Here is a 25,985-nt window from a genome sequence, read left to right as displayed (position 1 = left end):
CGGCAAGCGACCGGCAGCCCGGATCCCGGTACCGGCTGGCCTGACGGAGTGATCCCCCGGGGCCCGGCGGCGAATTCGAATCGCCGGTCGGCGTGCCGAAGCGACCGCTGCCGGACCTGCGCATGTAGTCCGTCCGGGTGATGCGATCGACGCCGACGCCGTTCCGGCCAGGTCGGGGAAGCGGGCGGGAAGCATACCGAAAGACCCCTCCCCCGAGTGCTTTTCGCCTGCCGGGTCCGATCGGCCGACGACCCCGGATCAGCCGCCCGCCGGCCTCGGTGTGTCGACGCCCGTCGATCAGACAGGTGCGATCGGTGAGCCGCGCGTATGGTTTGCGGGCGTCGATCCAGCCCGGCCGGCCAGACCTGCGGGCGGGCCGGGCCGGCACCACATCGCTCCGGGCAAAGGGGTGCGGCATGCGCAGCACGATCGCCGTTCTGACCACTGTGGCGCTCGGGGTGGCGTTGACCTTCGCCGTCACCCCCCTGGCTGCGGCGGCGCCGCCCACGGACGAGCCGGTGGTCGCGACGCCGGATTCGGTTCCGGCCTCCGACGAATTACCCAACCCCGCCGAGGACAAGCGCCGGGCGCTGCGCGAGCAGGCGATCACCGGGGTGCTCAACGGTCGACTCTCGACCGAAGAGCGCGATGGCAGCACGGTGGTGAACCTGGGTTCGGCCGACGCGCCGGCCACCACGAACGGGCGGCACCGGACCCCGCCTCGCCAGGGAAAGGACCGCTACGTCGAAGTCTCACGGGAGACCACGGACAAGATCTTCGTGGTGCTCGCCGAATTCGGCAACCAACGGAATCCGAACTACCCGGATCAGGACACCAATTCGAACATTCCCGGACCGATCACGTACGACGGGCCCCTGCATAATCAGATCCCGCAGCCCGATCGTCGGGTCGACAACTCCACCAACTGGCGTCAGGACTACAACCGGGCGTACTTCCAGCAGCTGTACTTCGGTACCGGTCCGGGCGTCGAATCGCTCAAGACGTACTACGAGAAGCAGTCCTCCGGGCGGTATTCCGTCGATGGCACGGTCACCGACTGGGTCACGGTTCCGTACAACCAGGCCCGGTACGGGCGGTCGGACGGGTACCCGTGCGGCAGCAACGTATGTTCCAACACGTGGGCCCTGGTGCGGGATGCGGCCGATCAGTGGTACGCCGATCAACTCGCGGCGGGCCGGCCCAAGGCCGACGTGATCTCCGATCTGCGGTCCTTCGATCAGTGGGACCGGTACGACTACGACGGTGACGGCAACTTCAACGAGCCCGACGGCTACATCGACCACTTCCAGATCGTGCACGCCGGCGGCGACCAGGCCGATGGCGATCCGGTGTTCGGCGAGGACGCAATCTGGTCACACCGCTGGCGGACCTTCCAGTGCAGTCCCTGCGGAGCCGACCAGGGTCCGGCCATCAACCGCATCGGCGGCAACCAGATCGGCGACAGCGGCGTCTGGATCGCCGACTACACGATCCAGCCCGAGAACGGCGGCCGGAGCGTCTTCTTCCACGAATACGGGCACGACCTCGGGCTGCCGGACGACTACGACATCTACGGCGGCGACAACGCCAACGAGTACTGGACCCTGATGGCCCAGAGCCGGCTCGGGGGCAAGGGCGAGCAGTCGATCGGTGACCGCGCCGGCGACCTCGGCGCCTGGAACAAGCTCCAGCTGGGCTGGCTCGACTACGAGATTGTCGCCGGTGGCCAGCAACGCACCTACCGGCTCGGCCCCGAGGAGTACAACACCGCACAGGCCCAGGGACTGGTCGTCGTTCTGCCGAAGAAGAGGGTGGTCACCGACGTCGGCTCGCCGTTCGAGGGCGCCTTCCAGTGGTGGTCCGGAACCGGCGACGACCTGGACAGCTCCATGACCCGGCAGGTGACGCTGCCGTCCGATGCCGCCCAGCTGTCCTTCCAGGCGCGGTGGAACATCGAGGACTGCGGGCCCGATCCCTGCGACTATGCCTACGTCGAAGTGGACGACGGGTCCGGCTTCACCGCCATTCCCGGGTCGATCACGAGCGCCGCCGAGGGCAACGGCATCGACGGAGTGAGCGGCGCCGGCCACGACGGGAGCTGGGTTCCGGCGACATTCGACCTGTCCGCCTTCGCCGGCAAGACCATCCAGCTGCGCGTGCACTACGTCACCGACGGCGCGGTGCAGGGCAATGTTGACACCCGGCCGGCGGGGATATTCCTCGACGCCGTCACCATCACCACGGGCGGCCAGACCCTGCTGTCGGACGGCGCCGAGAACGCGCCCAACGGGTGGGCCCTGCAAGGTTTCTCGGCCGTCGGGGCATCGATCAGCCATGACTACGACAATTACTACATTGCCGGATATCGGACCTATGTCTCGTTCGATCAGTACCTCAAGACCGGGCCCTACAACTTCGGGTTCCCGGCCAAGCCGGATTGGGTCGAGCACTACCCGTATCAGACCGGGCTGCTCATCTCCTATTGGGATCTGTCGCAAACGGACAACGGGGTGAGCCAACACCCCGGCGAGGGACGCAATCTGTACATCGACGCCCGGCCGACGACGCTGTACCGGCTGGACGGCAATCCCTGGCGGACCCGCGTGCAGATCTACGACGCGCCGTTCAGCACCCGCAAGGCCGATTCGTTCACCCTGCACTTCAACGGGCAGGCCAGCTACATCCGCGGGCAGAACGGCCAGCCGCTGTTCGACGACACCAAGAACTGGTTCGACCCGAACGTGCCCGAACATGGGGTCAAGGTGCGCGGAGCCGGGGTGAAGATCAGGGTCATGTCGGAGAGCGGCACGTCGGCGACCGTGCGGGTCAGCTGGTCCTGACCGAGGTTGCGTGACCGTGCAACGTGAGCAGGCAGGAGCACCGTCCTGGAGTCATGGGAGCGCGACGGCACGCGGCCACAGGAGCGGTCGCGGCGATGGCGGTACTGATCCTGGCCGCCTGCGCGGGGGCCCCGACACCGACCGTGGGATCGGGGTCGGCCGTGGGGTCGGGGTCGGCCGGCGCGAACCCGTCGTCGGCCTCGGTTGACCCGTCGAGCGGACCGGCCGGTTCGGCTCCGCCACCGGTGGATCCGGGGCTGAGCACGACCGACCTCCCGACGATCAGGCCGCCGTTGGTGCCGCCGTCCGCGCCGAGCGATCAGATCCTCGGGACCTGGCTGCTCGGCACCGTGACCCGGGACGGTTCGGGACCGTGCTACTTGTTCACCACCGACGACAACGACACCGTCGCGCTGTACAGCAAGGCCGCCGGTTCGCTCACCGCAGGAACCCGCCTGCGGGTGCTCGTCCGGGCCCCCGGCGACCGTGAGTTCTTCGACTGCGGCGGCCCGCCCGTGCAGGTTCTGCTGACGAGCAAGCCCGCCGGCTGAGGGACGGCCGGCGCCCGCCGGCCGGTCGGTGGCTTGACGGACCCCGGAGAATCGGACACACGCACTCCCGCCATCGCACCGAGGGGTCCAGATGCCGCAACTCGTCAGGGTCGATCACGTCTCGCTCACGGTGACCGACCTGGAAGTGAGCCACCGCTTCTACACGGACGTGCTGGACTTCATTCAGATCCTCGACTTCGGGTACGGACGGATCTACCTGCACAACCCATCCGCGTTCATCCTCGCCCTTGTCGCGCACCCCGAACGCGCCGGTGGCCGCTTCACCGAGCTCACGACGGGATTGGACCATGTGGGCCTGGCCGCCGGCGACCTCGACGACCTGCACGCCTGGGAGGAACGCTTCCGGCAGCTCGGCGTCGAGTTCACCCCGATCCGCGAGGCCGAGTTCGGCTACCACCTGAATTTCCGCGACCCCGACGGCATCGCCCTGGAGTTCGGGGTGTCCAAGCCCGACTTCGAGGCGGCGATGGAGCTGGTCAAGTCGGGTCAGCTGACCAAGGATCAGATCCAGGAATACGCCCGCCAGATGCTCGCGGCGCTCGCCGATGGCTGACGCGGCCGACGTCACCGTCCGATCAACCACGGGCCGGCCCGTCCCGGGTCGGTTCTCGACCATGCGAGGCGCACGGAGAGGACGCACCCCATGAAGAGCTCGATGCAGACAACGCCGTTGCTGATCTCGCAGATCCTTCGCTACGGCAGCGTCATGCACGCCGACAAGGAAGTGGTCACCTGGACATCCGATACTCCGCGGCGGATGACCTTCGCCGAGATCGGCCGCCGATCCGCCCAGTTGGCCCACGCGTTGCGCGGCCTGGGCATCACAGGCGATCAGCGGGTCGCCACCTTCATGTGGAACAACGCGGAGCATCTGGTCGCCTACTTCGCCGTCCCGTCGATGGGCGCGGTCCTGCATGCCTTGAACATCCGGCTGTTCCCCGAACAGCTCGTCTACGTCACCACCCATGCCGGCAATGAGGTCGTCATCGTCGACAACTCCCTCGCCGGGGCCTTCAGTCGGCTCCTGCCGCATCTGCCGACCGTCCGCCGGGTGATCGTCAACGGTCCGATCGACGACGAGGTCCGGGAAGCCCTCGGAGCGCCGCCACAGGTCGAAGGTGTCGACGACTTCTACGATCTCATCGACGGTCAGCCCGACGTCTACGACTGGCCCGAGGATCTCGACGAGAACTCCGCGTCGTCGATGTGCTACACCTCCGGGACCACGGGAAATCCCAAAGGGGTGGCCTACTCCCACCGCAGCAACTACCTGCACGCACTGACCGACGCGTTCGCCCTGGGGATTCGCGAGGGCGACCGCAGCCTGGTCGTCGTGCCGCTGTTCCACGCGAATGCCTGGGGATTCCCCTACGTCGCGCTGCTCGGCGGGACGAGTCTGATCATGCCCGACCGGTTCTTGCAGGCGGAGCCCCTCGCGGAGATGATCCGGGCCGAGCGGGTGACCACCGGCGCGGGCGTCCCCACGATCTGGAACGACCTGCTGCACCACCTGCAGCGCCACGGTGGCGACGTCTCGACGTGCCACCGGCTGATGGTGGGTGGATCGGCGGCTCCCCCGGCGCTCATCCGCCGGTTCCAGGAGGAGTTCGACATCGAGATCATCCACGGATGGGGCATGACCGAGATGTCACCCGTCGGCACACTCGCGTTCCCGCCGTCTTCCGTCGCTCCCGGCTCCGACGAGTACTGGCGGTACCGGTGCGCGCAGGGGCGGTTGCTGCCCGGCGTCGAAGGTCGCCTTCGCGGACCCGACGGTGGCCTTCAGCCGTGGGACGGGCGCAGCGTCGGCGAGCTCGAGGTCAAGGGCCCCTGGATCGCGGCCCGCTACTTCAGCAACGGAACGGAGCCGGCGGCCGAACGCGCCTCGATGGAGCACAAGTTCAGCTCCGACGGCTGGCTGCTGACCGGTGACGTCGGCGCGTTGACCGCGGACGGCTTCCTGCTCCTGACCGACCGGGCCAAGGACGTGATCAAGTCGGGAGGCGAGTGGATCAGTTCGGTCGACCTCGAGAATGCGATCATGGCCCACCCGGGGGTGCTGGAGGCCTCAGTCGTCGGCGTTCCGGACGCCCGGTGGGACGAACGGCCGCTGGCCGCCGTCGTGACGACCGAAGGAGCACCGGTCGGTCCCGCCGAACTTGCCGCGTTTCTCGAGGGCAAGGTCGCCCACTGGCAGATCCCCGAGCGGTGGACGTTCGTCGATTCGATTCCGAAGACCTCGGTCGGCAAGTTCGACAAGAAGGAACTGCGCCGACGGTACGCCGAGGGCGGACTGACGGTCGACGAGATCTCCGCGGGTGAGCCACCGAGGCCGGACGGTCGGTGACGCATGCGCCGACGCGGCCCGGCTCCGGAATCGAAGCCAGGCCGCGCAGGTGGTCGTGCGCCGGTTCAGGTGCCGACCGGGCCGGCCCTGATGTCCGCGATGGTGCCGCCGCGACGGGCAGCGAACTCGGCGCGTTCGACCAGAGCTGATGGACGCGGTGGCCGATCGCCGCCCGTCTCCCGGCTGACCGGTACGCCGTCCGCCGGACTTCGGTCGCTATCGCGTTCTGCACCTGACGAATCCCTGCTCAGGCCAGGCGCCGCGTCGGGTCACCCACGACCCGACCCGCCGCCGCAGCATCCTGTCCGGACGGCGGTGCAGCCCGGCGCTGCGGGCGACTCCCCAGGCCGTCCACCCGAGCGGGACAGAAGCAAGGGCGAGCGCACGACCGCACTCGCACCGCCCGGGCTCAGCAGCCCGTTGTCGACGATGGCATGCACCGACAGCTCCACGATCCGGGTGATGGTCGGAATCCAGGCTCGAGATACAGGTGGCCCAAAGCACCCAGGGATAGAGGACGAAGGCCAGCCGGGCCCAGCGCACCTCGCGGGTGCTCGTGGCAGCCAGCAGCGCGCGGTCGTCGTCGGTCGCGCGGCGGATACGCAGCCCCGCGCGACGGCGCCTTGATGTGGGTTGCAGCACCTGGTGGCCAGCGCGAACAGCGCGTAGACGTCGGTGCGCATGAACACCTCGATCTGAAGACCAGCCCGGTGACCTTGAGCAGCACCAACCCGCGGATGACGACCATCAGTGGCTCGGCGGTGACCGGCGGCATCCGCTCGACGATCGAAGGACGCCGAGAATGGCAGCGTCGGAGGTGTTCCGGCGGCGATCGGCACGGCCCGCTGCCGCCGCGGCAGCCCCGGCCCGGTGAGGTCGGTCTGGTAGACGATCGCCGAAGAGGCGTCGGCCGATGGACAGGCGGCTGTGCACCCCGTACCGGGCTGCGGCCAGCACGTGGGCCGCGCCGGTGAGGAGCCCGGCGGCAGTTCCGACGGCCGGCGGCATCGCCGGCAACGGCGAAGGTCGACGATGAAGCCGTCGACGAACGTCGAAGACGCGCGGGGACCTGCAGCCAGCAGATACCGCAGCCGCCCGAGGACCTTGAACGGCCCACCCGGCCAGTCCGAACAGCAAGCGGCCCAACCGTTGTCCCACGCAGGGCGGTGGGTCCGGCGTCGTCGCCTCGTCGGGCAGCAAACCGGCCTGTTCGAGCACCGCGATGGCGGGCGACGATCGACCGGCTGCCGGCGGCCGCCTGCGCAGCTCGGCACACTGCGCCACGTCGTGGCCGTCGCGCAACCACCGGGCGACCTGGCCGCCGATCTCGGGGACGGCCAGGTAGTCCGCGCGACCGGCCGATCACGTATCCGTCACCGTCGGGCACGACCGTCGGGTCCCGGAACGGTGCCGCTGAGCAGATCACCCCGGCAACCGGGGGCCGCTTCGGTCATCGGCGGTGGTCCCGGGCGATCCGGCGGGAGCTTTTGCGGGTGCGCCACCCGGCGAGCGTTGGTGGCCTCGCCGTCGGCCAGTTCCAGCACGTGATATTCGGCGGCGACGACCGACGGCTCGCTGCCGGTGACGTAGCGCATCGCCTCCATCGTCGAACCCGGCGGCCAGCTGGGCGATGGTGTCGCGCAGTTCGCCGTCCCACCACCACCCAGGACGGGGTCGGCCTCGAGCGCGGGATGCAGGGCACCGTTCCCGGCGGTGCCGCTCCAGGCATTCGCGGCAGGCCGACCGGTAGGGTCCACGGACCAGTAGGCCAGCGTGCTGCGGGCAAGACCACCGGCCACGAAGAGGATCCCGAGCCGGCAGCGGGCATCCTCGTTGACCAGCAGGTGGACGTCGTCGGGGGTGTCGATCGCGCAGACCACGATGTCGCCGTCGGCGTGGCGGGCGATGTCGTCGGCGTCGGCCGCGCCCCCGGACCGGGCGCAGCCGGGTCTCGGCGAGGTATCGAGCGACCCAGTCCGCCGCGGCCTGCACCTTGGGCCGCCCGATGTCGCCCGCGGTCATGTGGGCGGGCAAGACGGGCGAGTTTCCTGGTCTCCACGACGTCGTCGTCGACCACGGTGATCCGGCCAGCGCCGGGCCGACCAGGGACTGTCCCGATCCCAAGGCCCCGGCGCCGAGCAGCAGCACGTTCGCATTCGTCGCTGCGCGGTGCATGTCGCCGCTGCTGCGGGCCGGAGTTGCTGAACCAGGTCGTAATACCGCAGGTTGCTGGCGTGCCAGTCGAGGGTGGCGTCGTCGAGCCGGTCCACCGGATCCGCCCGTTCCGGCAGTCCCCAGTCGTCGAGTTGACGATCGGGACATGCTCGGCAGTGGGCTCGGGATGTCCGGCGGCCGCGAGGACCGCCGGGAGCTGGTCTGCGGTGTCGCCGCGAGGCCAGGATGGTCAGCAGGGCCAGGACGGATCCGGTCGGATCGTCCCAGGTAGATCGTTCGAGCGAACGGCGGCGGCCTCCAGGGTGCCGTCATGTCCGTGCACGGGCACCGGTTTCAGGCCGGGAAGAGGTGGGCATGTCTCGTTTCGGCTGGCGATTTCGTTCGAGTTGAGGATAGAGCGTGGTGGGCGGCCGGCGCGCTGACGAAGCCCGGCCGCCTGCCCGTTGCAGGCCTCGTACTCGGACATGTACCAGGGTCGCTTCGATACGCTCGACCTTCACCACGGTGATCTCCATGTCGTCACCCCCTTTCCGGGATTCGTCGGGACGTAGGGTCTTTCGGGTCGGTCGGGGTCCGGTGCCCAGTTCAAGGCGGGAGCATCAGCCGATGACCCAGAGGAACAGTGCCGGCCGTCCGCGGCGACCTGGCGCGTCGATGCCCTGGGACGCGAAGTACAGGACCACGTTCCAGCGGCTGTGCCCGCTGGACATCGGCGCGTGCCGCTGCGGTGCCGGCGGCGGCGGACGTCCCGTCGGCGGTGACCGTGGATCCGGCGTAGGCCGGGGCCACGGCGGCCGTCGCCGGCGCGGCGCCCAGCCCGGGGGCCAGCGCAGCCGCGCCCGGCGGCCGCCCGGTTGATGATGGAACCCATCTCGATCAGCTCCCTTGTCGGTGGGTGGATGTGAACGACGATGAAGACCCGGGCGGCGGCCCGGTGATCGGAGGTGTCCCAGATCTGGTTACCTCGTCAGGGCCGCCGCGCGCGGCTACGTACCGATCAAGCCCGGATTGGGTGTGCACCACCGAGATGCGCCGCCCGCCCCGGTAGCACCGTGGGGAGGACCGGACAGGATCGCGCCGTGGCATCGTGGAGGAAATCCGGATCGTGAGTCAACCCACTGCGGCACCGCAGATCGACCGGGATCGGGTCGTCCGTCACCGCCCGCCAGGGCTGCGCGACCTGCGTTCCGCCGATCTGCTGGCCGTCCTGGAGTACGCGGAACGGGCGGGCGGCATCGACGCCGCCACCGATGTTTCCGTCCCTGCTCGAGGCGGCGGCAGGGGCTGGTCGGCGCCGGATAGCGCGTCCCTGATGCGTGTCAACCTGCGGACAGAGCACGAAGAAGTGGTCGCTGGCCGACCCTCGGAGGAGACTCCGACCTTCTGCAACAGTACACGCCGAGGTGAGCCGGACATCCGCTGCGCCCACCGCTGTACGTCAGTCGCGGTCGCGAAGTCGCCGTCCGGCCCGCGATCCGGATCTCCGGACGTGCTGTTGCCGGCGGTGGCGGGCCGCGCCGGTTACGCGCGTGGCCAGCCACCGCGGCATCGACGACCAGGTCTGCGCACTGGTTGCCGCCCGGCAGGACACCATCCAGCTGCTCGCGCTGAGCCGGTACCGCAGTTCCTTCACCACGATCGTCAGGTGGCGCTTCTCGACGGTGCCCGGTCCCATCTGGCGGCGGCGGTGCATCAGATCGTACGGTTGGTGCCGACCACCAGATAGCCCCCGTCGTCACGCCGGTACTGGCACCGGTCGCGTTGCTGCGGCCGGGGACCGCCGCCGGGATGGAGCCGCCGGCGGTGGTCGTCCACCTGGTGTGGCGCGACCGCGCGCCAGGAGATCTGGCGTTGGTCGCCGACGGACTGACCGACGCCCAGATCGGCCAGCGTCTGGGATTGTCGGCGGCCACCGTGTCCAAGCACCTGACCCGCAGCTATGCCCGGCAGGTGTGCGCCCGAATTGACCACCGCGGCCACGCCCGGTGGTCGCGTCCGACCCGCTACTCAGAACTGGGTAATGCCGTCTCGCCGAATCTGCCCTACGGTCTTTCTCACCGTTCGCCGGATCGTCCGGCGGGACAGGAACACGGAAGGGTTCCCCTGAAATGTCGAGAAAGACAACGTTCGCCGCCAGGATCGCCGGATTGGCCTGGCTGCCGCCGCGCCCGCTCATGATCGCCGCCACCCCGGCTGCCAACGGTCGCGACGTAGCCCGATCTGGACACGTCACCCAGTGCTCGGTCGTCCGGGATACACGAACTGGGGCGACGGGATCAACTGGTACCGCTTCAACGTCGCCTACACCAACGAGGGCAACGCTACCGTCCGGACCAATTTCACTCGTCCAGCCGGTCCTGGTCCCTCAATGGCGTGTTCCAGAACGGAAACGAAGGTGGTGGAGTTCGACTCGACCTCGCTGAATCCGGGACAGTCGGTCGCCAAGCACTACTGGGTCACCGAGAAGGTCGTCAATCAGAGGACCTGGGGCATTTTCCTGGACATCAGCCACCAGGTGAACGACTCGCAGGTCAACGACAGCTTCTGCTCGTACTGGGTCAACAACACCTGAGGACCGGCAGGATCGAGCCGGATCGGGAAAGTGATTCCCGCAACCGATCCGGCATCACCGGGGGCCGGTCGCCCGCCGAGGACGTCATTGAGATCACGCCGGAGGCGATCCGCAGCGGTAGGCGGTCGCCAGATGGCTTTCGACCGTCCGGACGGAGAACTGCAGCTCGTCGGCGATGTCCTTGTCGCGCAGGCCCCGCGCAGCCAGGCAGGCGACTTCGGTCTCCCGGCGGGTGAGCTGCTCGGGCAGGGCCGGACGGGCGACGCTCCGGCCCAGTTCGGACCGAGCGCGGGCGGCGATCTGCGGGCATGTTCGGCCTGGGTTTCGGTCGTGCGCGACCTGGACCCGTGGCCGTCGGATGGCCAGGTCGGCCAGTTCTGCGGCGTGACCGAACACACCGACCGCGAGATGGGCGTCCCGCAGCAGCGATCAGAGACGGAACCCGACCCGTCCCGGATGCCCATCAGGCAGGCGACGGACAGGTCGCTCTCGACGTCGGCGGCCAGCGCCTCGGCGGCCTGTGCCGCCGGCGCCTCGGCGCCCATCCGGCCGGCGTCCGCCAGGTACCGCAGCGCGGTGGTCAGCGCGCCGGCCGCGGCCGTCTCGCGGGCCGTTCGGACGGCAGTTCGCCGGCCGCCCGGACCAGCCTCGCCGGCCAGGATCAGGCGCGCGCCCAGCCACTGAGGCCAGGATCACCGCGACGTCGTCGGGACCCGGTTCGCACAATGCCTTTCGGGCCTGCGCCAGCTGACCCTCTTCGGCGAGCACCACGGCCAGCCCGGCGGTCGCCTCGGACGGAAATAGTCCTCGCCCTGCGGTGCTGGACGGTCGCCTCCCGCAGGGCCGCGGGTCGCGGCGCGGTGGTCGCCGGCCAGATGGTGGCTGACAACGGCGGCCACCTCGGCCCCGGCTCCTGGGCGGTCCGACGCGATCCGGCGGGTCGGCACTCGTGTTGAGGCGGGCCATCGACCGCCGCGGCCACCGGCCCAGGGCAGGTCGGTGGTCCGGTCGCCATCTCGGCGGTCGCCGCAGGCAGTTGGACGAACCGTCGCCGGTTGGGGGTAGCGGCGAAGAACGTCGGCGAGATCGGATCGCGCCTTGCGGGCCTGCGCCGGACGGTCGGCCAGCTCGCCACCGCCACCTGGACCATCAGGCGGCGCAGGCGCGCCGGGCCAGGTGGCCCCGCAGGACCCGGTCGACGATCCGGCCCGCGTCGGCCGGCCGGGCATAGAACAAGGGTCAGCAGCGCCCAGTACGACATCGCCTCGACCTGGTCAGCCGGCAACTCCGCAGCCAGCCCTCGAGGAATGGACAACGCCTCGCCCGGCCGGCGCGGCGACCACAGGTCACGGGGCGGCCTCGCTCAGCCCGACCGTCGCCCGGTCGTCGGCGTCCCGGATCAGTCCCGCGCCGTGGTCAAGGCGTCCGAGCGCCTGGGTCAGCGTGACCGAGTTCAGCCTGGGCATCGGCCAGCGCGACCGCGTCCAGGCCTCGTCGTGTAGCGCCGCTGCACCATCCGGACGGCCGCGGTCGCGTCCAGGACGATCATCGACCCCGGGACGCCTGCACCAGCAGGTCGACGTCCGGTTGCCGCCGGCCGCCACTCCCAGGTGGCCGACGCAGCAGGTCGACATGGTCGGCCAGGGCCGCCAGCAGCCGGCCCGCACCGTGCGGCGGCGGGCGGGGACTCGGCCGTTGATCATGACCGCCGCGCGCGGAGCAGGGGTGGGCGATGCGCAGCCGGACGGCGCCGCGGCGGGCCATGCGCTCTCGACGACGCCCCGCCGGTCCAGCTCCAGGATGGCGTCGGTCAGGCACACCGCGTAGCGTGTCGTACGGCAGCGGCTCGGCGGCGCGGCGCGTCCACCCCTCGGCGGCGGCCGGGGACAGGCCGAGCCGACCCAGCAGTTCCGCCAGGCGCGGCGGCGTCAGTACCGCCCGACCACCACCAAACGCGTTGGATTCGGCGAGCCGGCCGGCGCGGACGCCGTAGCGGGCCAGCTCCGTCAGGTAAAGCGCGTGTACTGACTCTGCTCCCAGACGAACTGGGTGGTCATGGCCGCAACGTCACCACAGCCGCGCCCACGCAGGGTCCCCGCCTCGGCCAGGGTGAAGGGCAGCAGGTCGATGCGGTCCAGCAGCCGCTCCTTCCACAACGCGACCACCGCGGGCGGACGACCGCCGCGGACCGTGACCAGCACCCGGGCCCCGCCCTGCGCGATGACGGTGAGCGGCGCCGATGCCGAATGGTCGTCGACCAATGTGCGTCGTCAACCGCGGCACCGGACGGTCGTTCCCCGCCCAGCTCGGCCAGTCGCCGGAGCATCAACCCGGGAACGAGGGCGGGATGCGGGTGGTGGCGTCAACCAGCAGGGCGAGCGCGGCGTAGGGGATCGGCCAGCCGCCGTGGCCAGCAGCTTGACCGGCGCCGATCAGGTTCGCCCGCAGACCCGGCCACCGCCGCCGCGAGCGCCGACTTGCCCACGCCGTCCCCGACGATGACGACCCCGTTGCCGAACCGGATACTGCGGGTCGCGGGTTCCGCCGTTCTCCGCCCCACCAGTTCCATGCTGATCGGCCTCCCGATGACCGAAGATCGTCGCGCCTCCGATCCGCACCCGCGAGCCGCTGATTCCACGCTACCCCGGGTGACCGATCCCGGACGGTGGGTGCACGTGTGGCGAAACGCCCAGCCGGTTCGCCATCCCGGCGATCGTCTGGGGACGGAGGCGGTGTGCGCGTCCGGCGGCCAATTCGGCGAGCATCTGCCACGGTACTCTTCGATCTGGTCCTTGGTCAGCTGGCCGGACCGAACCAGCTCCATCAGGGCGGCGAAGTGATCAGCGGCCGGGCGAGATGTCGTCGCCCGGCGACGGTATAGCGACCAGGTTTCTTCAGGATGTCCGGCCGACCGTTCTTCGATACTTGCTCTGGAGTGCATGGCGTACCAAGGGCTGAAGTCACGACTGCGCTCGTAGATGGTCAGAGCCGCATGCGTTGAACTCTTGATTGTAGATATCTTGAAAGCGTGTCCAGTCGTTGTAGCCAAAGTGAGCCTTGTTGTTGATCATCATGCACCCATAGTCTCGTGAGCCGTCATAATTCAGCCGCCAATACGTCCTGGTGCCTCTGTACCATTTCTCGTAAGGTCAGCAGTGATTGCTGCTTGCTGGGCGTTAGTTGGCGAGTACTGCAATAGAGCGAACCGAACCCCGTAAACACGACTCCCATTCGGCTTCACCCTTCCCCAGCTGTTGAGACGCGCCACCGGACACACAGCAGGCACGGGAGGCCGTCCACTGAAGATCACACCGCTGCCAAGCTCCGCAGCTGATATCATATGCAGTACTACACCGACGACCGGCTCCAGATCCGATGAATTGAAGGGGATTTGTCCTGCACCACGACAGAGCCTGTCGGCCTTCGCCAAGGCTCGCTTTCCTCGATATGGAACCGAAAGGTAACCTGCCGGAGCTCGAGTATATCGAAGCTGTCACCCGTATAGACTGCATTGCCAACACAGTGCCGATCAAGGTCTTTCCCATTGCCGTCCATCATAGGTAACGGGTACCTTGATGGCATTACAACATCCACTTCCGCTACGATACCGATCGGTCTTGTCCGGATTAATACCCAGCTCGCTGGTATGCCGTTCCCAGGTCCCCTGAAAGGCGAATGTCCTCCCGCACCGAGCGGACCCGGCCGGCGTCGTGGTCGGTGTGCAGCCGCTGCTGGGCTGGCGGAAACAGTTGCGAAAGTCTGGCGGTCATCAGGGCAAGTTCGGCAGCGGGCTGGTCGGGCTACTGCCGATCGAACGCCTCTCGTGTTTCCTCCTCGGACGTCGCCATCCACCTCAGATAGCGGGTCACTAAGACACGGCGTGGCACGGGTTCGAAGCGGCGGGCCCTCGCGGTCGTCAGCGCCAGGACGCCCTGCGCCTTCGAGTAATTTGGAGCGAGATTTCCAAGATCAGCTCGCCAATTGATTCCCACGGGAGCGTCTGAGCTGCACGCAAACGTGGGGCAGAGGGGCTCCAGACGCCCTCGACCTGACGGATTATGAGTCCACTGCTCTGACCAACTGAGCTACCCGCCCGGAAGGACCCTACCGGGAGCGGGCATCGTCGGCAGCGACAGCCGCCGACGCCTCATATCGGTCGCCGACCAGCCCGCGCGACGGCCAAGACGTCCTTCACCAGGTCGAGGGTCCACAGGATCGGATCAGGGTCCCCGGTCGCGATTCCCGGTGCAGGAACATCGGCCGCTCCGCCGGCGGCCACCACGTCACCCTTCGAGCCGATGCTGCGGCCTCGCCGACCGGCCAGACCACGTCCCTGAGCCGGGATCGGACCGGGCGAGCGCCAGCTGGTGGTCGAGCGGGGGACGGTCCAACGCGGACCGCTCACCAGTTGGCAGTCAGTGTGCCGTATCGGCGGATGGCCGCGTTCTCGGTGGCCGCCAGCGCGGCGGCCGCGTCTGGATCAGCCCATAAACCCGAGTGCCGACGACGCCATCTCCTGCGCACGCCGCGCCGATCGCATCGCCGGTCGACTGCGCAGCGATCGATGGATCGGCGGCGACGAGGCCCGGTCACCGCACCCGCGGCGGCCAGGAAGGCCGAGCCCGGCCCGGCTGCGTCGTCCGAGACTGATGCGAGTGCGCGGCCGGCCGCGGTGGCATCGGCCAGGTCGATCGTCAGCGAATGACTCATCGCGCCCTCCAGCTTGTCCGCCGGTCCGTCAACTGTCCGCCCGGATCGGTGCTGTCCGGACGATCACCGCAACCGCACAGCCATGGGGAGTTGCCCACAACGCCCAGGTGCCCCTCCAACGACGGGCCGGTGCAAGGGCGGCGCGACGCCTGCCGTACCCAGCGTGGCGTGGCGCGCCGAGAGGGCGCAGGGACCTGCACACGCCGGGATTCCGATCAACGAGGACGCTCGGAAGCGTCCACCGGCCACGGGGCGTATCCGGGGCGAAGCGCGTCTTCGAGCTGGAACGCGGCGACGTCGTCCTCATCACCACGTCCTCAGGGAATTCGCCTGCCCAGAACATGCTTGCAGTCGCCGTCGAGCAGCGCGCCGCTGCGGACGTCAGGGCGGCGGGGCCGTCCCAGGAGACCAGGACACCGGGGGTGGACGGGCACGGCACGCCGCCGGCCGTCAGACTTCACTCGACCAGATCCTGATCCGCCGCTAGCGCGACCGACCGGTGACGCCCGGGCGTTCGTCCACGCACCTCCCGTACAGGTCCTCCCGGAGACGGCGGGCGGCCGGTTGTCCATTTTCCGAAGCTGGTCACACCGACGGTGACGACCACCCGACTCACCCCGCCGCGCGGGCCTTCGGGTTCGTCAGGGTTCGGCGGGCGGCCGTGTTCCTGCCCGCGCCGGCCGGCCTTGACTCGTACAACGCCACGCCAGCGGAGGACCTGCGCAGGCCCCAGGCCCGGGAGCGCCCGGCTGCACGGTCACCCATCAAGCGGAGTTCATCTGGTCATGGCTTCGCGCGCGAACCTGCTGGCTCACCGCGAACCTGTGCAGCGAGGACGCGCTCGTTCTCTTGCTCCCCCGGTTGGACTCGAACCAACAACCGTCCGATTAACAGTCGGATGCTCTGCCAATTGAGCTACGGAGGACCGCCGTGGCCGCACGCGACCGCGGCAGCAAGGATAACGCACCGGAGGGGGTTCTCGAACCGGGCTACCCCTCCGCCCGGTGCGCCCGAACCTGCCCGCCGTTCCGCGACGTCGCTGGCGCTGCTGATCGGGTACACGGCGGGCACCCTGCCCAGCCGACCCTGTCAGGGACCGGCCGACGGGTCGGGGTGTTCGCGGCGGGCGCCGCAGTCCCGGTCCCCGTCGCCGAACAGTCGGTCCCCTCCGGCGCGGACGTCCTGCTCGACGGTGGGGATGGACGCATTCGACCCAGCCGGTCACGGCCGGCTGCGCCAGCGTGCCGGATGACGCGCGAGGACGCGGCTACCGGGTAGTGAAGAACCTCGCGGGGCACACCGGGGCGCCGGCGGGCGCCGATCCTCGGTCACTCCACGGCGTGCAGGCGACCCCGGAATGGACCGGCCCGACGGCGCAGCCCTCCCCGGGACCGGACGCCAAACACCAACCACGAAGCACCAACCACAGGGTGTGATGGCGCGCGCCCCTGGGTCTGCCCGAGCAGGACGGTCGGATCCGGCCCGCGGCAGGTCACGCGCCGTCGCGATCGGGGGACCGGCGCGCGAGTCGTTCGTCACGACCCGCGCCGGCCGCGGGTCGTGGCATCATGGAGGCAGACCCCCGGCGTTGGGACGCCGGGGGTCTTCGCATTCCCCGACATCCCGCACGAGAAGAGGCACTACCATGGTCATTCCGTCGCGTTGGCGACGCCGGGCCGACCCGCCCGGGCCGAACTCCGACCGCGTGAGCTCCATGTCTGACACTCGCGGCAACGTGCTGCACCTGTGCCGGTATCCCGAGAAGTGTTGCACCACCTGCGATCGCCACCGCGAGCGGTGCGCCCATCCGATCGGGCGCGGCTCCTGGTGATCCAGCGAAACATCCGGATCGATTGAGCGACAACACCTTCCCGTCGGCCGGACGGCTCGGGCGCCGGTGCGCCCGGGTTGCGGCCGGTCGGCGGGTCGGGCGAACCGGCCGGCCCGCGATTGATCGACCTGCCGATAGGGAAGACTGTCTGCACCACGCCGGTTGAGCCCGGCGCGGGTCGCATCGATCAGGAGGTTCCATCATGGTCCGCCTCGTGCTGGGCATCGGCATCGGATACGTCCTCGGCTCCCGGGCCGGGCGCGAGCGCTACGAGCAGATCAAGCGGTGGACGTCGAAGGTCGCGGACCATCCCGCGGTGCAGGGTGCCGCGGGGTTCGTCCAGGCCAAGGTCTCCAGCGTGTTCTCCAAGGAGTGATCGGCGCCGGGCGGTGAGCTCACTTCTCCAGGGAGAGTTTGCCGCCCTTGGGCCGGTGCACGTCCACGCCGCCCATCAGGGCCACCCCGTTGATCCTGACGACCGGCCCGCCGGGGGTGCCTTCGACCCGGGCATTGTCCTCGAACGAGCCCATGAAGCCGATGCCGTTCACGATCACGGTGATGTCGTCCGGCACCACGATGTCGATGCCGCCCATGATCGCGACGGCGCTGATGGTCACCTGGCGTTCGGCGAAACGTGCCTTGGTCAGGTCGATGTCGACCCCACCCATGATCGCGACCGCGGAGAACTGCGCGGGCACCACCCAGTTGCCGGCCCGGGTGGCCCCGGACATGATGCCGATCGCCACGCTGGACGTCGGGGTGCCACCGACCCGGGCCATCGCCGATCCGGCCGACCCCGGACCGACTGTTGAACCGGCCACCGGCCCGAGGACCGGCCCGGCCACGGGAGGCAGGAGCGGTCCCGGCGGCACCTGCGGCACCAGGTCGCGGTGCCCCGGCAGGTCCCAGGTCAACGGCTCCAGTTCGCGCAGCGTCTTGGATCGGTAGAGCGTGTCGAGCCGCTCCTGCAGCTCGGCGGGGGTGAGCCGGCCCTCGTCGGTCGCGGTCTGCAGGACCTGCGCGACGGCCGCCCGATCGTCGTCCGAGGCCCGCAGCTTGCTCGGATCGAAGGGCTGTTCGGCGTCCTGAGTCATCGCCGTCGAGTCTAGGACGGGACGGTGTCGGCGAGTTCGTCGGCCACCGCGACGACGGCGGCGGCGAAGCCGGGAACGTCGGCGTCCGCGCCTGGGTCCAGCCGGACCTGCCGGCTCAGACCGTCGCGGCCGGGAACCCGTCGCAGCACCACCCAGCCGCCGGCACCCGGGTAGGGCAGGTGCCGGCTCGCGGCGACCGACCGGCGCACCCGCTGATGCACCACGTCGGTGAGCCCGCTACGGGTGGCCAGCCCGAACACCAGCTCCGGCTCGTCCACCAGCACGTCCACGCCGTCCGGCAGGCTGCCGGCGACCCGCGTGGGGATCACCGACAGCACCCGAGCGGTGAGCCGGGCCCGGGCGACCAGCTCCCAGCCGATCCGCTGGGCCGGCCCGGCGACTCCGTCGACGGCCTCCATCGGGAGCGCGGCGGCCGGACCGTCCGCGGTGACCGGTCCGGGCACCACCCACAGGCCGAACCGGCTGACCGCGAGCAGCCGGCCGTCGTCGCAGGGGGCGGTGACGTTGATCCGTTCGTCCGCGTCGAGGGCCGAGCGCAGGGCGGCGGGCAACGGCTGGCGGCGCCGGAACAGGGCCGGGCTCACGATTGCGCCCAGGCCTGGTCGATCGCGGCGGCCCGCTGGGTCAGCGCGAGCCGGTACCGGGTGAACTCCAGCAGATCGGCATTGAGCGCGCGGGCCTGATCCCGGTCGCCGGACGCCTCCGCCCGCTGCAGCGCCGACCGCAGCTGAAGCTCCTGCCGCTTGGCCTGCCGTTCGGCCAGCCGGGCGATGATGCCGCCGGCGTAGTGCGCGTCGACGTCGTCGGTCAGCCACTCCGGCCGTTCCACGGCCAGCTCGGTGACCAGCGACCGCAGCCGGCCCTCCGGCAGCTCGCCGCGCACGTCGTCCACCCACGGCGGCCCGGTGCGCTCGCCCCGGGGACCGCCGGCGGCCTCGATCGCCTGGTGCACCCGGGCGTAGGCCGGGGCGCGGAACATCTCCGGCCCGAGCATCCCGTAGCCGCCGGCGACCAGGGCCGGCTGCTGCAGGGCCAGCTTGAGCGCCTCCCGCTCGGCCTTCAACTCGCGGTCCCGGGGATCGGGCCAGCCGCCTTCCGGCGGCGCCGACTCCGGAGATGACTCGGCCGGTGGTTCCGGCGGTTCCGGCTCCGGGCCATGGTCGCCCGGACCCGCTTCGGGCCGCCGGGCCGCTCGCGGATCTGGTCGCTGGTCGGATCGGCGCCGGTCGCCGCCGTCGGTGGTCCGGGCCCGCGTCTGCGCCGCCCGACGCACCCGCATCCGGGTCTCGTCGATGTCGGTGCCGGCGTGCAGGGCCAGCGTCTTGGCGAACCGGTCGCGCAGGATGTCGTCCTTGATCCGGGCGACCAGCGGGATGCCGGCGTTGAGTGCGCCGTACTCCCCCTCGGCGGTCTCCAGGTTGAAACGCTCGACCGACTGTTGAATAGCGAACTCGAACAGGTTCTTCGCCGACCCGACCAGCTCCCGCAGCGCCTCGTCGCCCCGGGCCTGCCGCAGCTCGCAGGGGTCCATGCCGCCCGGCTCGACGGCCACGAAGGTGTTGGCGGCGAACCGCTGATCGGATTCGAACGCCTTGAGCGCGGCCTGCTGCCCGGCGGCGTCCCCGTCGAAGGTGTAGACGACGGTGCCGTCCTTGGCCCGGATCCCGCCGGGGCCGGCCTGGGTGTCCAGCAGGTAGCGGCGCAGCACGGTGATGTGCTCGTCGCCGAAGGCCGTGCCGCAGGAGGCGACCGCGGTGGTGATGCCGGCCAGGTGCATGGCCATCACGTCGGTGTAGCCCTCGACGACGACGACCTGCCGCTGCTTCATGATGTCCCGTTTGGCCAGATCGAGGCCGAACAGCACCTGGGACTTCTTGTACAGCTGGGTCTCCGACGTGTTCAGGTACTTGGCCTGGATCCGGTCGTCGTCGAACAGGCGGCGGGCACCGAACCCGACCACGTCGCCGGCGGCGTCCCGGATCGACCACAGCAGCCGGCGATGGAACTGGTCGATCGGCCCCCGCTGGCCCGGCCGGGCCAGCCCCGCCTTGTACAGCTCGTCGACCGAGAATCCTTGCGCGGTCAACGCCTTGACCAGGTCATCCCAGCCGTCGGGCGCGTACCCGCAGCCGAAGTGGGCGGCCGCGGCCAGGTCGAAACCGCGTTCGGCCAGGAAGTCCCGCGCCACCTGCGCACCCGCGGTGGCCAGCTGGTCGGCGTAGTAGGCGGCCGCCGCCTTGTTCGCGGCGAGCAACCGGGACCGGGTGCCGCGTTCGGCCCGGGTCGACGTGCCGCCCTCCACCATCGTGAGCGTGATGCCGGCCCGGTCGGCCAGGGCCTGCACCGCCTCGTTGAACGTCAGGTGGTCGATCTCCTGCAGGAAGGAGAAGACGTCGCCGCCCTTGCCGCAGCCGAAGCAGTGATAGAACCCGCGGGCCGGGCTGACCTGGAACGACGGGGTTTTCTCGTCGTGGAAGGGGCACAACCCCTTGAGGTTTCCGCCGCCGGCGTTGCGCAGGGCGACGTACTCGCCGACCACCTGCTCGATGCGGCTGGCATCCCGGACCTTCTCCCGGTCAGCGTCTGAGATCCGTCCGGCCACCAGGCGAGTCTAGGTCCGTCGCGCACCCGCCCCGGACTTGTCCACAGTCCGTCCGATCACCCGCAGAGCCGCTGATGCCGGGCCAGCGCCTGCGCGTCGGTGAGCAGGCTGACCTGATCGAGCACGATCCGCAGCCGCGCCGCGTCGTCCGTGGCCCGCCGGTACTCCCCGGCGAACTGCGGGTCGAGCTCGTCGGGGCCCCGCTCGGCCGTCGCCGACACCAGCTCCGTGAGCACCTGCTGCTCGCGCTGCTGCTTCCGGATCCGGCTGGGATCGGCCATCACGTACCGGCCGGCGACCGCCTTGAGCAGCGCCACCTCCGCCCGCAGCAACCGCGGGACCTGCAGGTCGGCGCGATACCGCAGCAGGACGCCGGCGCCGGCGGCCGTCCGGGTGGCCGCGATGGCGCCCGTGCAGAACCGGCCGGTCAGCTCGCTGGTCATCGACTTGACGGCGGCGTCGGCGACGGGTCCGGGCGGATACCGGCGGCTCACCGCGACCGCAGGCAGGGCCAACAGATCGTCGAGCACGGTACGCAGATCAGCGAAGGACTCGTCGGAGTACGGGGCGGCCGCCGCGCACACCGCATCCCGCTCATCCGGGTCGGCCAGCCGGGCCAGGTCGATCCGGCCGGATCCCAAACCGTCCTCGACGTCGTGCACCGAGTAGGCGACGTCGTCGGCCCAGTCCATCACCTGGGCCTCCAGGCAGCGCCGGCTGCCGGGGGCCGGCGCCCGCACCCAGTCGAAGACCGCTCGCTCGTCGCGATACACACCGAACTTGCCGCCGCCGGCCGGCCGCGGCCAGGGGTACTTGATCACCGCGTCCAGCGCGGCCCGGGTCAGGTTCAACCCGCCCGCCCGGCCGTCGGCAGTGACGATCTTGGGTTCCAGCCGGGACAGCAGCCGCAGGTTCTGCGCGTTCGCCTCGAACCCGCCGGCGGCCAGACCGACCCGGTCCAGCGCCACCTCTCCGTTGTGCCCGAACGGAGGATGGCCGATGTCGTGAGCCAGCCCGGCCAGGTCGACCAGATCGGCGTCGCAGCCCAACTGGGCGCCGATCTCCCGGGCAATCTGCGCGACCTCCAGCGAGTGGGTCAGCCGGGTCCGCGGCACCCCTTCCTCGTCGGGGGCGACGACCTGAGTCTTGCCGGCCAGCCGGCGGAACGACTTGGAGTGCAACACCCTCGCCCGATCCCGGGTGAACGGGCTGCGTCCGCCGGCGTCCGCGGCGCCGGGCAGCGCGGCCGTCTTCGGCGACTCGTCCAGCAGCCGGTCCAGATCCGCCGGACCGTAGCCGGCCGGCAGCAGGTCGGTGCGAGCGGCCATCAGAACACCGTCGCGCTGATGCCGGAGGGGCCGCCGGTGACGCGGTAGTAGAGCACCCCGAGCGTCTCCCGCAGCCGGTACTCGGTCTGCACGTCGGCGCGCACGGCCGGGCCGTCCCGGACCGGCGCGGTCTGCACCGTCCAGCCCAGGTCGCGGGCCATCAGCGCGGACCGGGCGGAATGCGCGGGATCGGTGACGAGCACCACGGACGTCCAGCCGTGGCCGGCGAGGACCGGTTCCGCCGCGCGCAGGCTGGCCAGGGTGTCGGACCCGGCGCCGACCGCGGTCAGCGCGGATTCCTCGATCCCGGCGGCGGCCAGGTAGTCGACCCCGGCCTGCCCCTCGGTGGTGCGGTCGGCGGGCTGCCCGCCGCCGATCGTGACGATGTGCGGGGCCACCCCGTCCCGGTAGAGCCGCGCGGCCCGGTCGAGACGGGCGCGGAACACCGGCGAGGGGTCGCCGTCGTACTGGGCGGCGCCGAGGACGACGATCGCGTCGACCCCGCTGCTCGCCGTCATGTCCTCGGCACCGATCTGACCGACCCGCACCCAGGTTCCGGCGACCACCAGCAGCCCGACCAGCGCGGTCCCGCCCAGGTAGCGCAGCAGCGTCCGCACGCGGTGATCATGCCAGGCCGGGGTGGCTCACCCCGATCAGACGGGGCGCGCTTGTACGGTGCGGAGCATGCCGACGTCGCGCCGCCGAGCCTCCGCGGCCCTCGCCCTCGCCCTGGTGACCGCCGTCTCCGTTTCGTCCTGTTCGCAGGTGGGTGGCACCCCGACGGCGGGCGATGCAGTCGCGCCGAGCCGGTCGACGCCGCCGACGTCCGCCGGATCGTCGTCGGACGCCCCGGGCATCACGGTGCCGTCCACCACGCCCGGGCCGGCGTCCGCGTCAGCCACGGGCGGCTCGGGCGGCACCGTCGGTTCGGACGGCATCGGCGACCCCTACTATCCGACCGCCGGGAACGGCGGGTACCAGGTCGACCACTACGACGTGAATCTGACCTACGACCCACCGACGAACGCGCTGGCCGCGACCACCACGATCACCGGCTCGGTCACCTCGGAGCAGGGCCTGAGCCGGTTCAACCTGGATCTGCAGCCGAACCTCACGGTCAGCGCGGTCACCGTCAACGACGCCGCGGCAACGTTCGACCAGCAGAATGCCGAGCTGGTCATCACCCCCGCGTCGGCGTTGGCCGCGGCCTCGCCGCTGACGGTCTCGGTGAGCTACGCGGGCTCGCCCGATGTCGTCAGCGGCGGCACCGCCGACCTCGGCGACGGCGGCTGGTACCGGACCGAATCCGGGGGCGCCTTCGTCGCGGGCGAGCCGACCGGCGCGTCCACCTGGTTCCCGGTCAACGAGCATCCGGCCGACACGGCCACTTTCGCGGTGACCGCCACCGTTCCGCAGGGCTGGAACGTGATCTCCAACGGCGTACCGAAGACGGACGTGCCGCCCGCCCCGGCCGGGATGACCACCAGCAGCTGGGTGCTGGACGTGCCGGTGGCCCCGTACCTGGACACGATCTACATCGACAAGTTCACCACCGTCGACGGCACCCTGTCCGACGGCCGGCCGGTGCTGTCCGCGATCGGCCCGGACGCGCCGGCGGGCGCCGCCGACCTGGCCCGACAGACCAGTGCGGTGATCGACGTGCTGTCCGGCTTTTTCGGGGACTACCCGATGCCGGCGGCCGGCGGCATCTTCATCGGGTCCAGCACCGGGTTCGCGCTGGAAACCGCGACCCGCCCGGTGTACACCGCGGGCGTCGACGACCTGGACACCGTGGTGCACGAGCTGGCGCACCAGTGGTACGGCGACGACGTCACCGTCGAACGGTGGGCCGACATCTGCCTCAACGAGTGCTTTGCCTCCTACGCCACCTGGCTCTACCAGGAGAAGGTCAACGGCGCCGATCTCGACCGGTACTGGAAGAGGATCATGGCCAACTCGCCGACGAACACCGCGTTCTGGGCCTCGCCGCTGGTCGACATGGGCCCGGGCAAGGAGTTCACCCGGGTCTACGACAAGGGGCCGGTCGCCCTGCACGCGCTCCGCCGCGAGATCGGCGACGACGCATTCTTCAAGATCCTCAAGGATTGGCCCGCGACCTACGGCGGCAAGAATGCCTCGTTCGACGACTTCGAGACGTTCGTCAACCAGTCGACCGGCCAGGACTACACCGCGTTCATCGACGCCTGGTTCCGTGGCAAGAAGATCCCCGACCCGCAGTACCTGTACCCGGGCACCCTGGGCAACTGAACGCTCCCCCGCCGCGGGGTCACCGCAGGCCGGCCCGGGACAGCGTGAAGGTGTGGCCGTCCAGGTTGGTGCAGGTCAGACCCGTCTCCTCGACGTCGCAGGTGATGTCACCCAGCTTGGTCGTCGTCCCGTAGGGAGTGGGCGCCGGCCAGGAGATGCCATCGAAGAAGTCGCCTTGACAGGACGAAACGTGAATTGGTCCGGTCGGATCCAGCCGGACGATCGCGCCCCGCTTGCCGGGGCACCGCTCATCGCCCAGGTCACCGTTGAATTCCTTGATCGTGCAGGCGAACTGACCGTTCCGCACCGCGCACTCGATGTTGCCCGACGGAGTGATCAGCACGTCGCTGACGGCACTCGCTGCTGGCTGCCCGGGAGACGATTCGACGGACCCGGTGGCAGACACCGGTGTCGGGGCACTCGCGGCGGCGGAGGTCGGTGTCCCCGCAGCGGACACGCCGGCGCTGCTCGGTACACCCTTCTGGACCCTGAAGCCGATATTTCCCGACGCGCACAGACCGACCGCGAGCGGCCACTGGTTCTGCTCGAGATGGGAGTTGCGGCAGTTCCACCCGTCGCCGAAGTCGACCAGTTGCAGGGAGCCGCCGCGTTCTCCGGTCCACTGCTCGTACCGGCGCCACTGGTCGATCATCTGTTGGCACGTGAGGTCGCCGCCAAGCGGATCAATCCATCCAGGACCCGCATCAGGCCAGGTGAGAGCAAATGTGCACGGACCGGCGTGCGCGGCCGGGGTCGCCGTTGCCGACACCGAAAGCGCGGAGGTCGTCGCCGACGCCCTCGGCCCTACTGCCACGGTGACGTCCTGCCCGGTGACCACGTCCACCACCACGAACTGCGCCACCGCCGACCCCGGCACCACCGTCACCGCCGCGGCCGGGTCATAACCATCCCACCGCGCACCCTGCACATCCACCGCACTCAGATCCACCCGCGGCGGCGCCGACAACGGATTCCCACACGCACACCGCACCACCGGCAACCCCGTCGCATCCACCAACACCGCCGTCCCCGCCTGCAACACCGACACGAACGCCGTCGCCGCACCCCCCGCAAAACCGTGATTCGTCACCACCGTGTCATGCACCAACACCACCGGCGTCAGACTGCCCAAATACCCAGGAATCGCATCCGAACCGATCCCCCGCACCCCCGCCCACGCCGCCGCCTTCTCCGGATGCGCCGCCAGAAACTCCGCGATCGCCGCCGGATCACACGCCGACAAACTCCCCGAACCCCCGTACAACTCCGGACTGCCCGACCTCACCCCCGCATACAACCGATCCGTCGTCCCCGACACCACCCGCACCCCACTGTCCGCATCCACCGTCACCGTCACCCCCGCAGCCACACCCGACGGCGGCAACGCCGGCGCCACCGGCCGGCTCGACACCACCGGCACGAACGAATCAACCCCCGGATCCGTCGCCGCCTGCAACACCACCGTCACCGGCGCCGCCTCCGGCCGCGCCCGCCGCACCCACACCACCCCACCGACGATCCCGGCCACCAGGACCACGACCACGACCCCCGCCAGCCACCAACGCGAACGCCTACTCATCATCCCCAACTCCAACCGACACACTGGGCGCATTGCGCCCGTTCCG

18 protein-coding genes and 1 tRNA gene are annotated in these 25,985 nt (G+C 70.2%); 7 read left to right on the top strand and 12 right to left on the bottom strand.

Annotated features, from left to right (window positions below):
- The first annotated feature begins 416 nt into the window (after nt 1-416).
- The 4 genes from ACILSK_RS02675 (at nt 417) to ACILSK_RS02660 (ending at nt 5,759) form a co-directional block, all read left to right on the top strand.
- Nucleotides 417-2,840, top strand: a complete 2,424-nt coding sequence (locus ACILSK_RS02675; protein ID WP_395725571.1) for an immune inhibitor A domain-containing protein — start codon at nt 417-419, stop codon at nt 2,838-2,840.
- Between the two features lie 95 nt (nt 2,841-2,935).
- Nucleotides 2,936-3,391: a hypothetical protein gene (locus ACILSK_RS02670; protein ID WP_395725570.1), complete on the top strand. Its 456-nt coding sequence runs from the start codon at nt 2,936-2,938 to the stop codon at nt 3,389-3,391.
- A 91-nt stretch (nt 3,392-3,482) separates the two neighbouring features.
- On the top strand, nt 3,483-3,965 hold the full coding sequence (locus ACILSK_RS02665) for a VOC family protein (RefSeq protein WP_395725569.1): 483 nt from the start codon (nt 3,483-3,485) through the stop codon (nt 3,963-3,965).
- Nucleotides 3,966-4,055: 90 nt separating this feature from the next.
- Nucleotides 4,056-5,759, top strand: coding sequence for a long-chain fatty acid--CoA ligase (locus ACILSK_RS02660; RefSeq protein ID WP_395725568.1), 1,704 nt, complete (start codon nt 4,056-4,058; stop codon nt 5,757-5,759).
- A gap of 1,373 nt (nt 5,760-7,132) precedes the next feature.
- On the opposite strand, the gene ACILSK_RS02655 is transcribed toward ACILSK_RS02660, so the two are convergent.
- Nucleotides 7,133-7,639: a hypothetical protein gene (locus ACILSK_RS02655; protein ID WP_395725567.1), complete on the bottom strand. Its 507-nt coding sequence runs from the start codon at nt 7,637-7,639 to the stop codon at nt 7,133-7,135.
- 1,987 nt (nt 7,640-9,626) lie between these two features.
- Nucleotides 9,627-9,914, bottom strand: a complete 288-nt coding sequence (locus ACILSK_RS02650; protein ID WP_395725566.1) for a hypothetical protein — start codon at nt 9,912-9,914, stop codon at nt 9,627-9,629.
- A gap of 415 nt (nt 9,915-10,329) precedes the next feature.
- Here ACILSK_RS02650 and ACILSK_RS02645 point away from each other — a divergent pair, with 415 nt between their 5' ends.
- Entirely contained in the window at nt 10,330-10,506 is a 177-nt protein-coding gene (locus tag ACILSK_RS02645; protein WP_395725565.1) for a hypothetical protein, read from the top strand.
- 93 nt (nt 10,507-10,599) lie between these two features.
- On the opposite strand, the gene ACILSK_RS02640 is transcribed toward ACILSK_RS02645, so the two are convergent.
- The 4 genes from ACILSK_RS02640 to ACILSK_RS02625 form a co-directional block, all read right to left on the bottom strand.
- Nucleotides 10,600-10,902 (bottom strand): LuxR C-terminal-related transcriptional regulator, encoded by a 303-nt coding sequence (locus ACILSK_RS02640; protein WP_395725564.1) that lies wholly within the window; start codon nt 10,900-10,902, stop codon nt 10,600-10,602.
- A gap of 1,149 nt (nt 10,903-12,051) precedes the next feature.
- Nucleotides 12,052-12,270 (bottom strand): hypothetical protein, encoded by a 219-nt coding sequence (locus tag ACILSK_RS02635; protein WP_395725563.1) that lies wholly within the window; start codon nt 12,268-12,270, stop codon nt 12,052-12,054.
- Between the two features lie 242 nt (nt 12,271-12,512).
- Nucleotides 12,513-12,767 (bottom strand): hypothetical protein, encoded by a 255-nt coding sequence (locus ACILSK_RS02630; RefSeq protein WP_395725562.1) that lies wholly within the window; start codon nt 12,765-12,767, stop codon nt 12,513-12,515.
- Between the two features lie 3,301 nt (nt 12,768-16,068).
- Nucleotides 16,069-16,141 (bottom strand) — tRNA-Asn (locus ACILSK_RS02625).
- 1,108 nt (nt 16,142-17,249) lie between these two features.
- Between ACILSK_RS02625 and ACILSK_RS02620 the strand changes: the two genes are divergently transcribed.
- Nucleotides 17,250-17,423, top strand: coding sequence for a hypothetical protein (locus ACILSK_RS02620; RefSeq protein WP_395725561.1), 174 nt, complete (start codon nt 17,250-17,252; stop codon nt 17,421-17,423).
- Between the two features lie 19 nt (nt 17,424-17,442).
- Here ACILSK_RS02620 and ACILSK_RS02615 read toward each other — a convergent pair whose 3' ends face one another.
- The 5 genes from ACILSK_RS02615 to ACILSK_RS02595 are packed head-to-tail and all read right to left on the bottom strand — an operon-like array spanning nt 17,443 to nt 22,709.
- Nucleotides 17,443-18,141, bottom strand: a complete 699-nt coding sequence (locus ACILSK_RS02615; RefSeq protein WP_395725560.1) for a DUF1707 domain-containing protein — start codon at nt 18,139-18,141, stop codon at nt 17,443-17,445.
- Nucleotides 18,142-18,152: 11 nt separating this feature from the next.
- Nucleotides 18,153-18,746 (bottom strand): hypothetical protein, encoded by a 594-nt coding sequence (locus ACILSK_RS02610; protein ID WP_395725559.1) that lies wholly within the window; start codon nt 18,744-18,746, stop codon nt 18,153-18,155.
- On the bottom strand, nt 18,743-20,764 hold the full coding sequence (gene dnaG, locus ACILSK_RS02605) for a DNA primase (RefSeq protein ID WP_395725558.1): 2,022 nt from the start codon (nt 20,762-20,764) through the stop codon (nt 18,743-18,745). Before dnaG ends, ACILSK_RS02610 begins: the two co-directional genes overlap by 4 nt.
- A gap of 56 nt (nt 20,765-20,820) precedes the next feature.
- Nucleotides 20,821-22,092: a deoxyguanosinetriphosphate triphosphohydrolase gene (locus ACILSK_RS02600; protein WP_395725557.1), complete on the bottom strand. Its 1,272-nt coding sequence runs from the start codon at nt 22,090-22,092 to the stop codon at nt 20,821-20,823.
- Complete coding sequence (locus ACILSK_RS02595; protein ID WP_395725556.1) at nt 22,092-22,709, bottom strand: YdcF family protein; 618 nt, start codon at nt 22,707-22,709, stop codon at nt 22,092-22,094. Before ACILSK_RS02595 ends, ACILSK_RS02600 begins: the two co-directional genes overlap by 1 nt.
- Before the next feature lie 67 nt (nt 22,710-22,776).
- Here ACILSK_RS02595 and ACILSK_RS02590 point away from each other — a divergent pair, with 67 nt between their 5' ends.
- On the top strand, nt 22,777-24,360 hold the full coding sequence (locus ACILSK_RS02590) for a M1 family metallopeptidase (RefSeq protein ID WP_395725555.1): 1,584 nt from the start codon (nt 22,777-22,779) through the stop codon (nt 24,358-24,360).
- Nucleotides 24,361-24,379: 19 nt separating this feature from the next.
- Here the strand turns inward: ACILSK_RS02590 and ACILSK_RS02585 are convergent, their stop codons facing one another.
- A complete protein-coding gene (locus ACILSK_RS02585; RefSeq protein ID WP_395725554.1) occupies nt 24,380-25,942 on the bottom strand; it encodes a DUF6777 domain-containing protein in 1,563 nt (520 codons plus the stop codon).
- Between the last annotated feature and the right edge of the window lie 43 nt (nt 25,943-25,985).

The organism is Nakamurella sp. (genome assembly GCF_044224575.1).
Taxonomy (GTDB): Bacteria; Actinomycetota; Actinomycetes; order Mycobacteriales; family Nakamurellaceae; genus Nakamurella.
Note: the sequence above shows the minus strand (reverse complement) of the source record. Positions and strands in the feature narration are given on the sequence as shown.

Coding starts and splice junctions, on each gene's coding strand:
- ACILSK_RS02675 (WP_395725571.1), top strand. CDS start 417: ATGCGCAGCACGATCGCCGTTCTGACCACTGTGGCGCTCGGGGTGGCG.
- ACILSK_RS02670 (WP_395725570.1), top strand. CDS start 2,936: ATGGCGGTACTGATCCTGGCCGCCTGCGCGGGGGCCCCGACACCGACC.
- ACILSK_RS02665 (WP_395725569.1), top strand. CDS start 3,483: ATGCCGCAACTCGTCAGGGTCGATCACGTCTCGCTCACGGTGACCGAC.
- ACILSK_RS02660 (WP_395725568.1), top strand. CDS start 4,056: ATGAAGAGCTCGATGCAGACAACGCCGTTGCTGATCTCGCAGATCCTT.
- ACILSK_RS02635 (WP_395725563.1), bottom strand. CDS start 12,270: ATGGCCCGCCGCGGCGCCGTCCGGCTGCGCATCGCCCACCCCTGCTCC.
- ACILSK_RS02620 (WP_395725561.1), top strand. CDS start 17,250: ATGGTCCGCCTCGTGCTGGGCATCGGCATCGGATACGTCCTCGGCTCC.
- ACILSK_RS02615 (WP_395725560.1), bottom strand. CDS start 18,141: ATGACTCAGGACGCCGAACAGCCCTTCGATCCGAGCAAGCTGCGGGCC.
- ACILSK_RS02600 (WP_395725557.1), bottom strand. CDS start 22,092: ATGGCCGCTCGCACCGACCTGCTGCCGGCCGGCTACGGTCCGGCGGAT.
- ACILSK_RS02590 (WP_395725555.1), top strand. CDS start 22,777: ATGCCGACGTCGCGCCGCCGAGCCTCCGCGGCCCTCGCCCTCGCCCTG.
- ACILSK_RS02585 (WP_395725554.1), bottom strand. CDS start 25,942: ATGATGAGTAGGCGTTCGCGTTGGTGGCTGGCGGGGGTCGTGGTCGTG.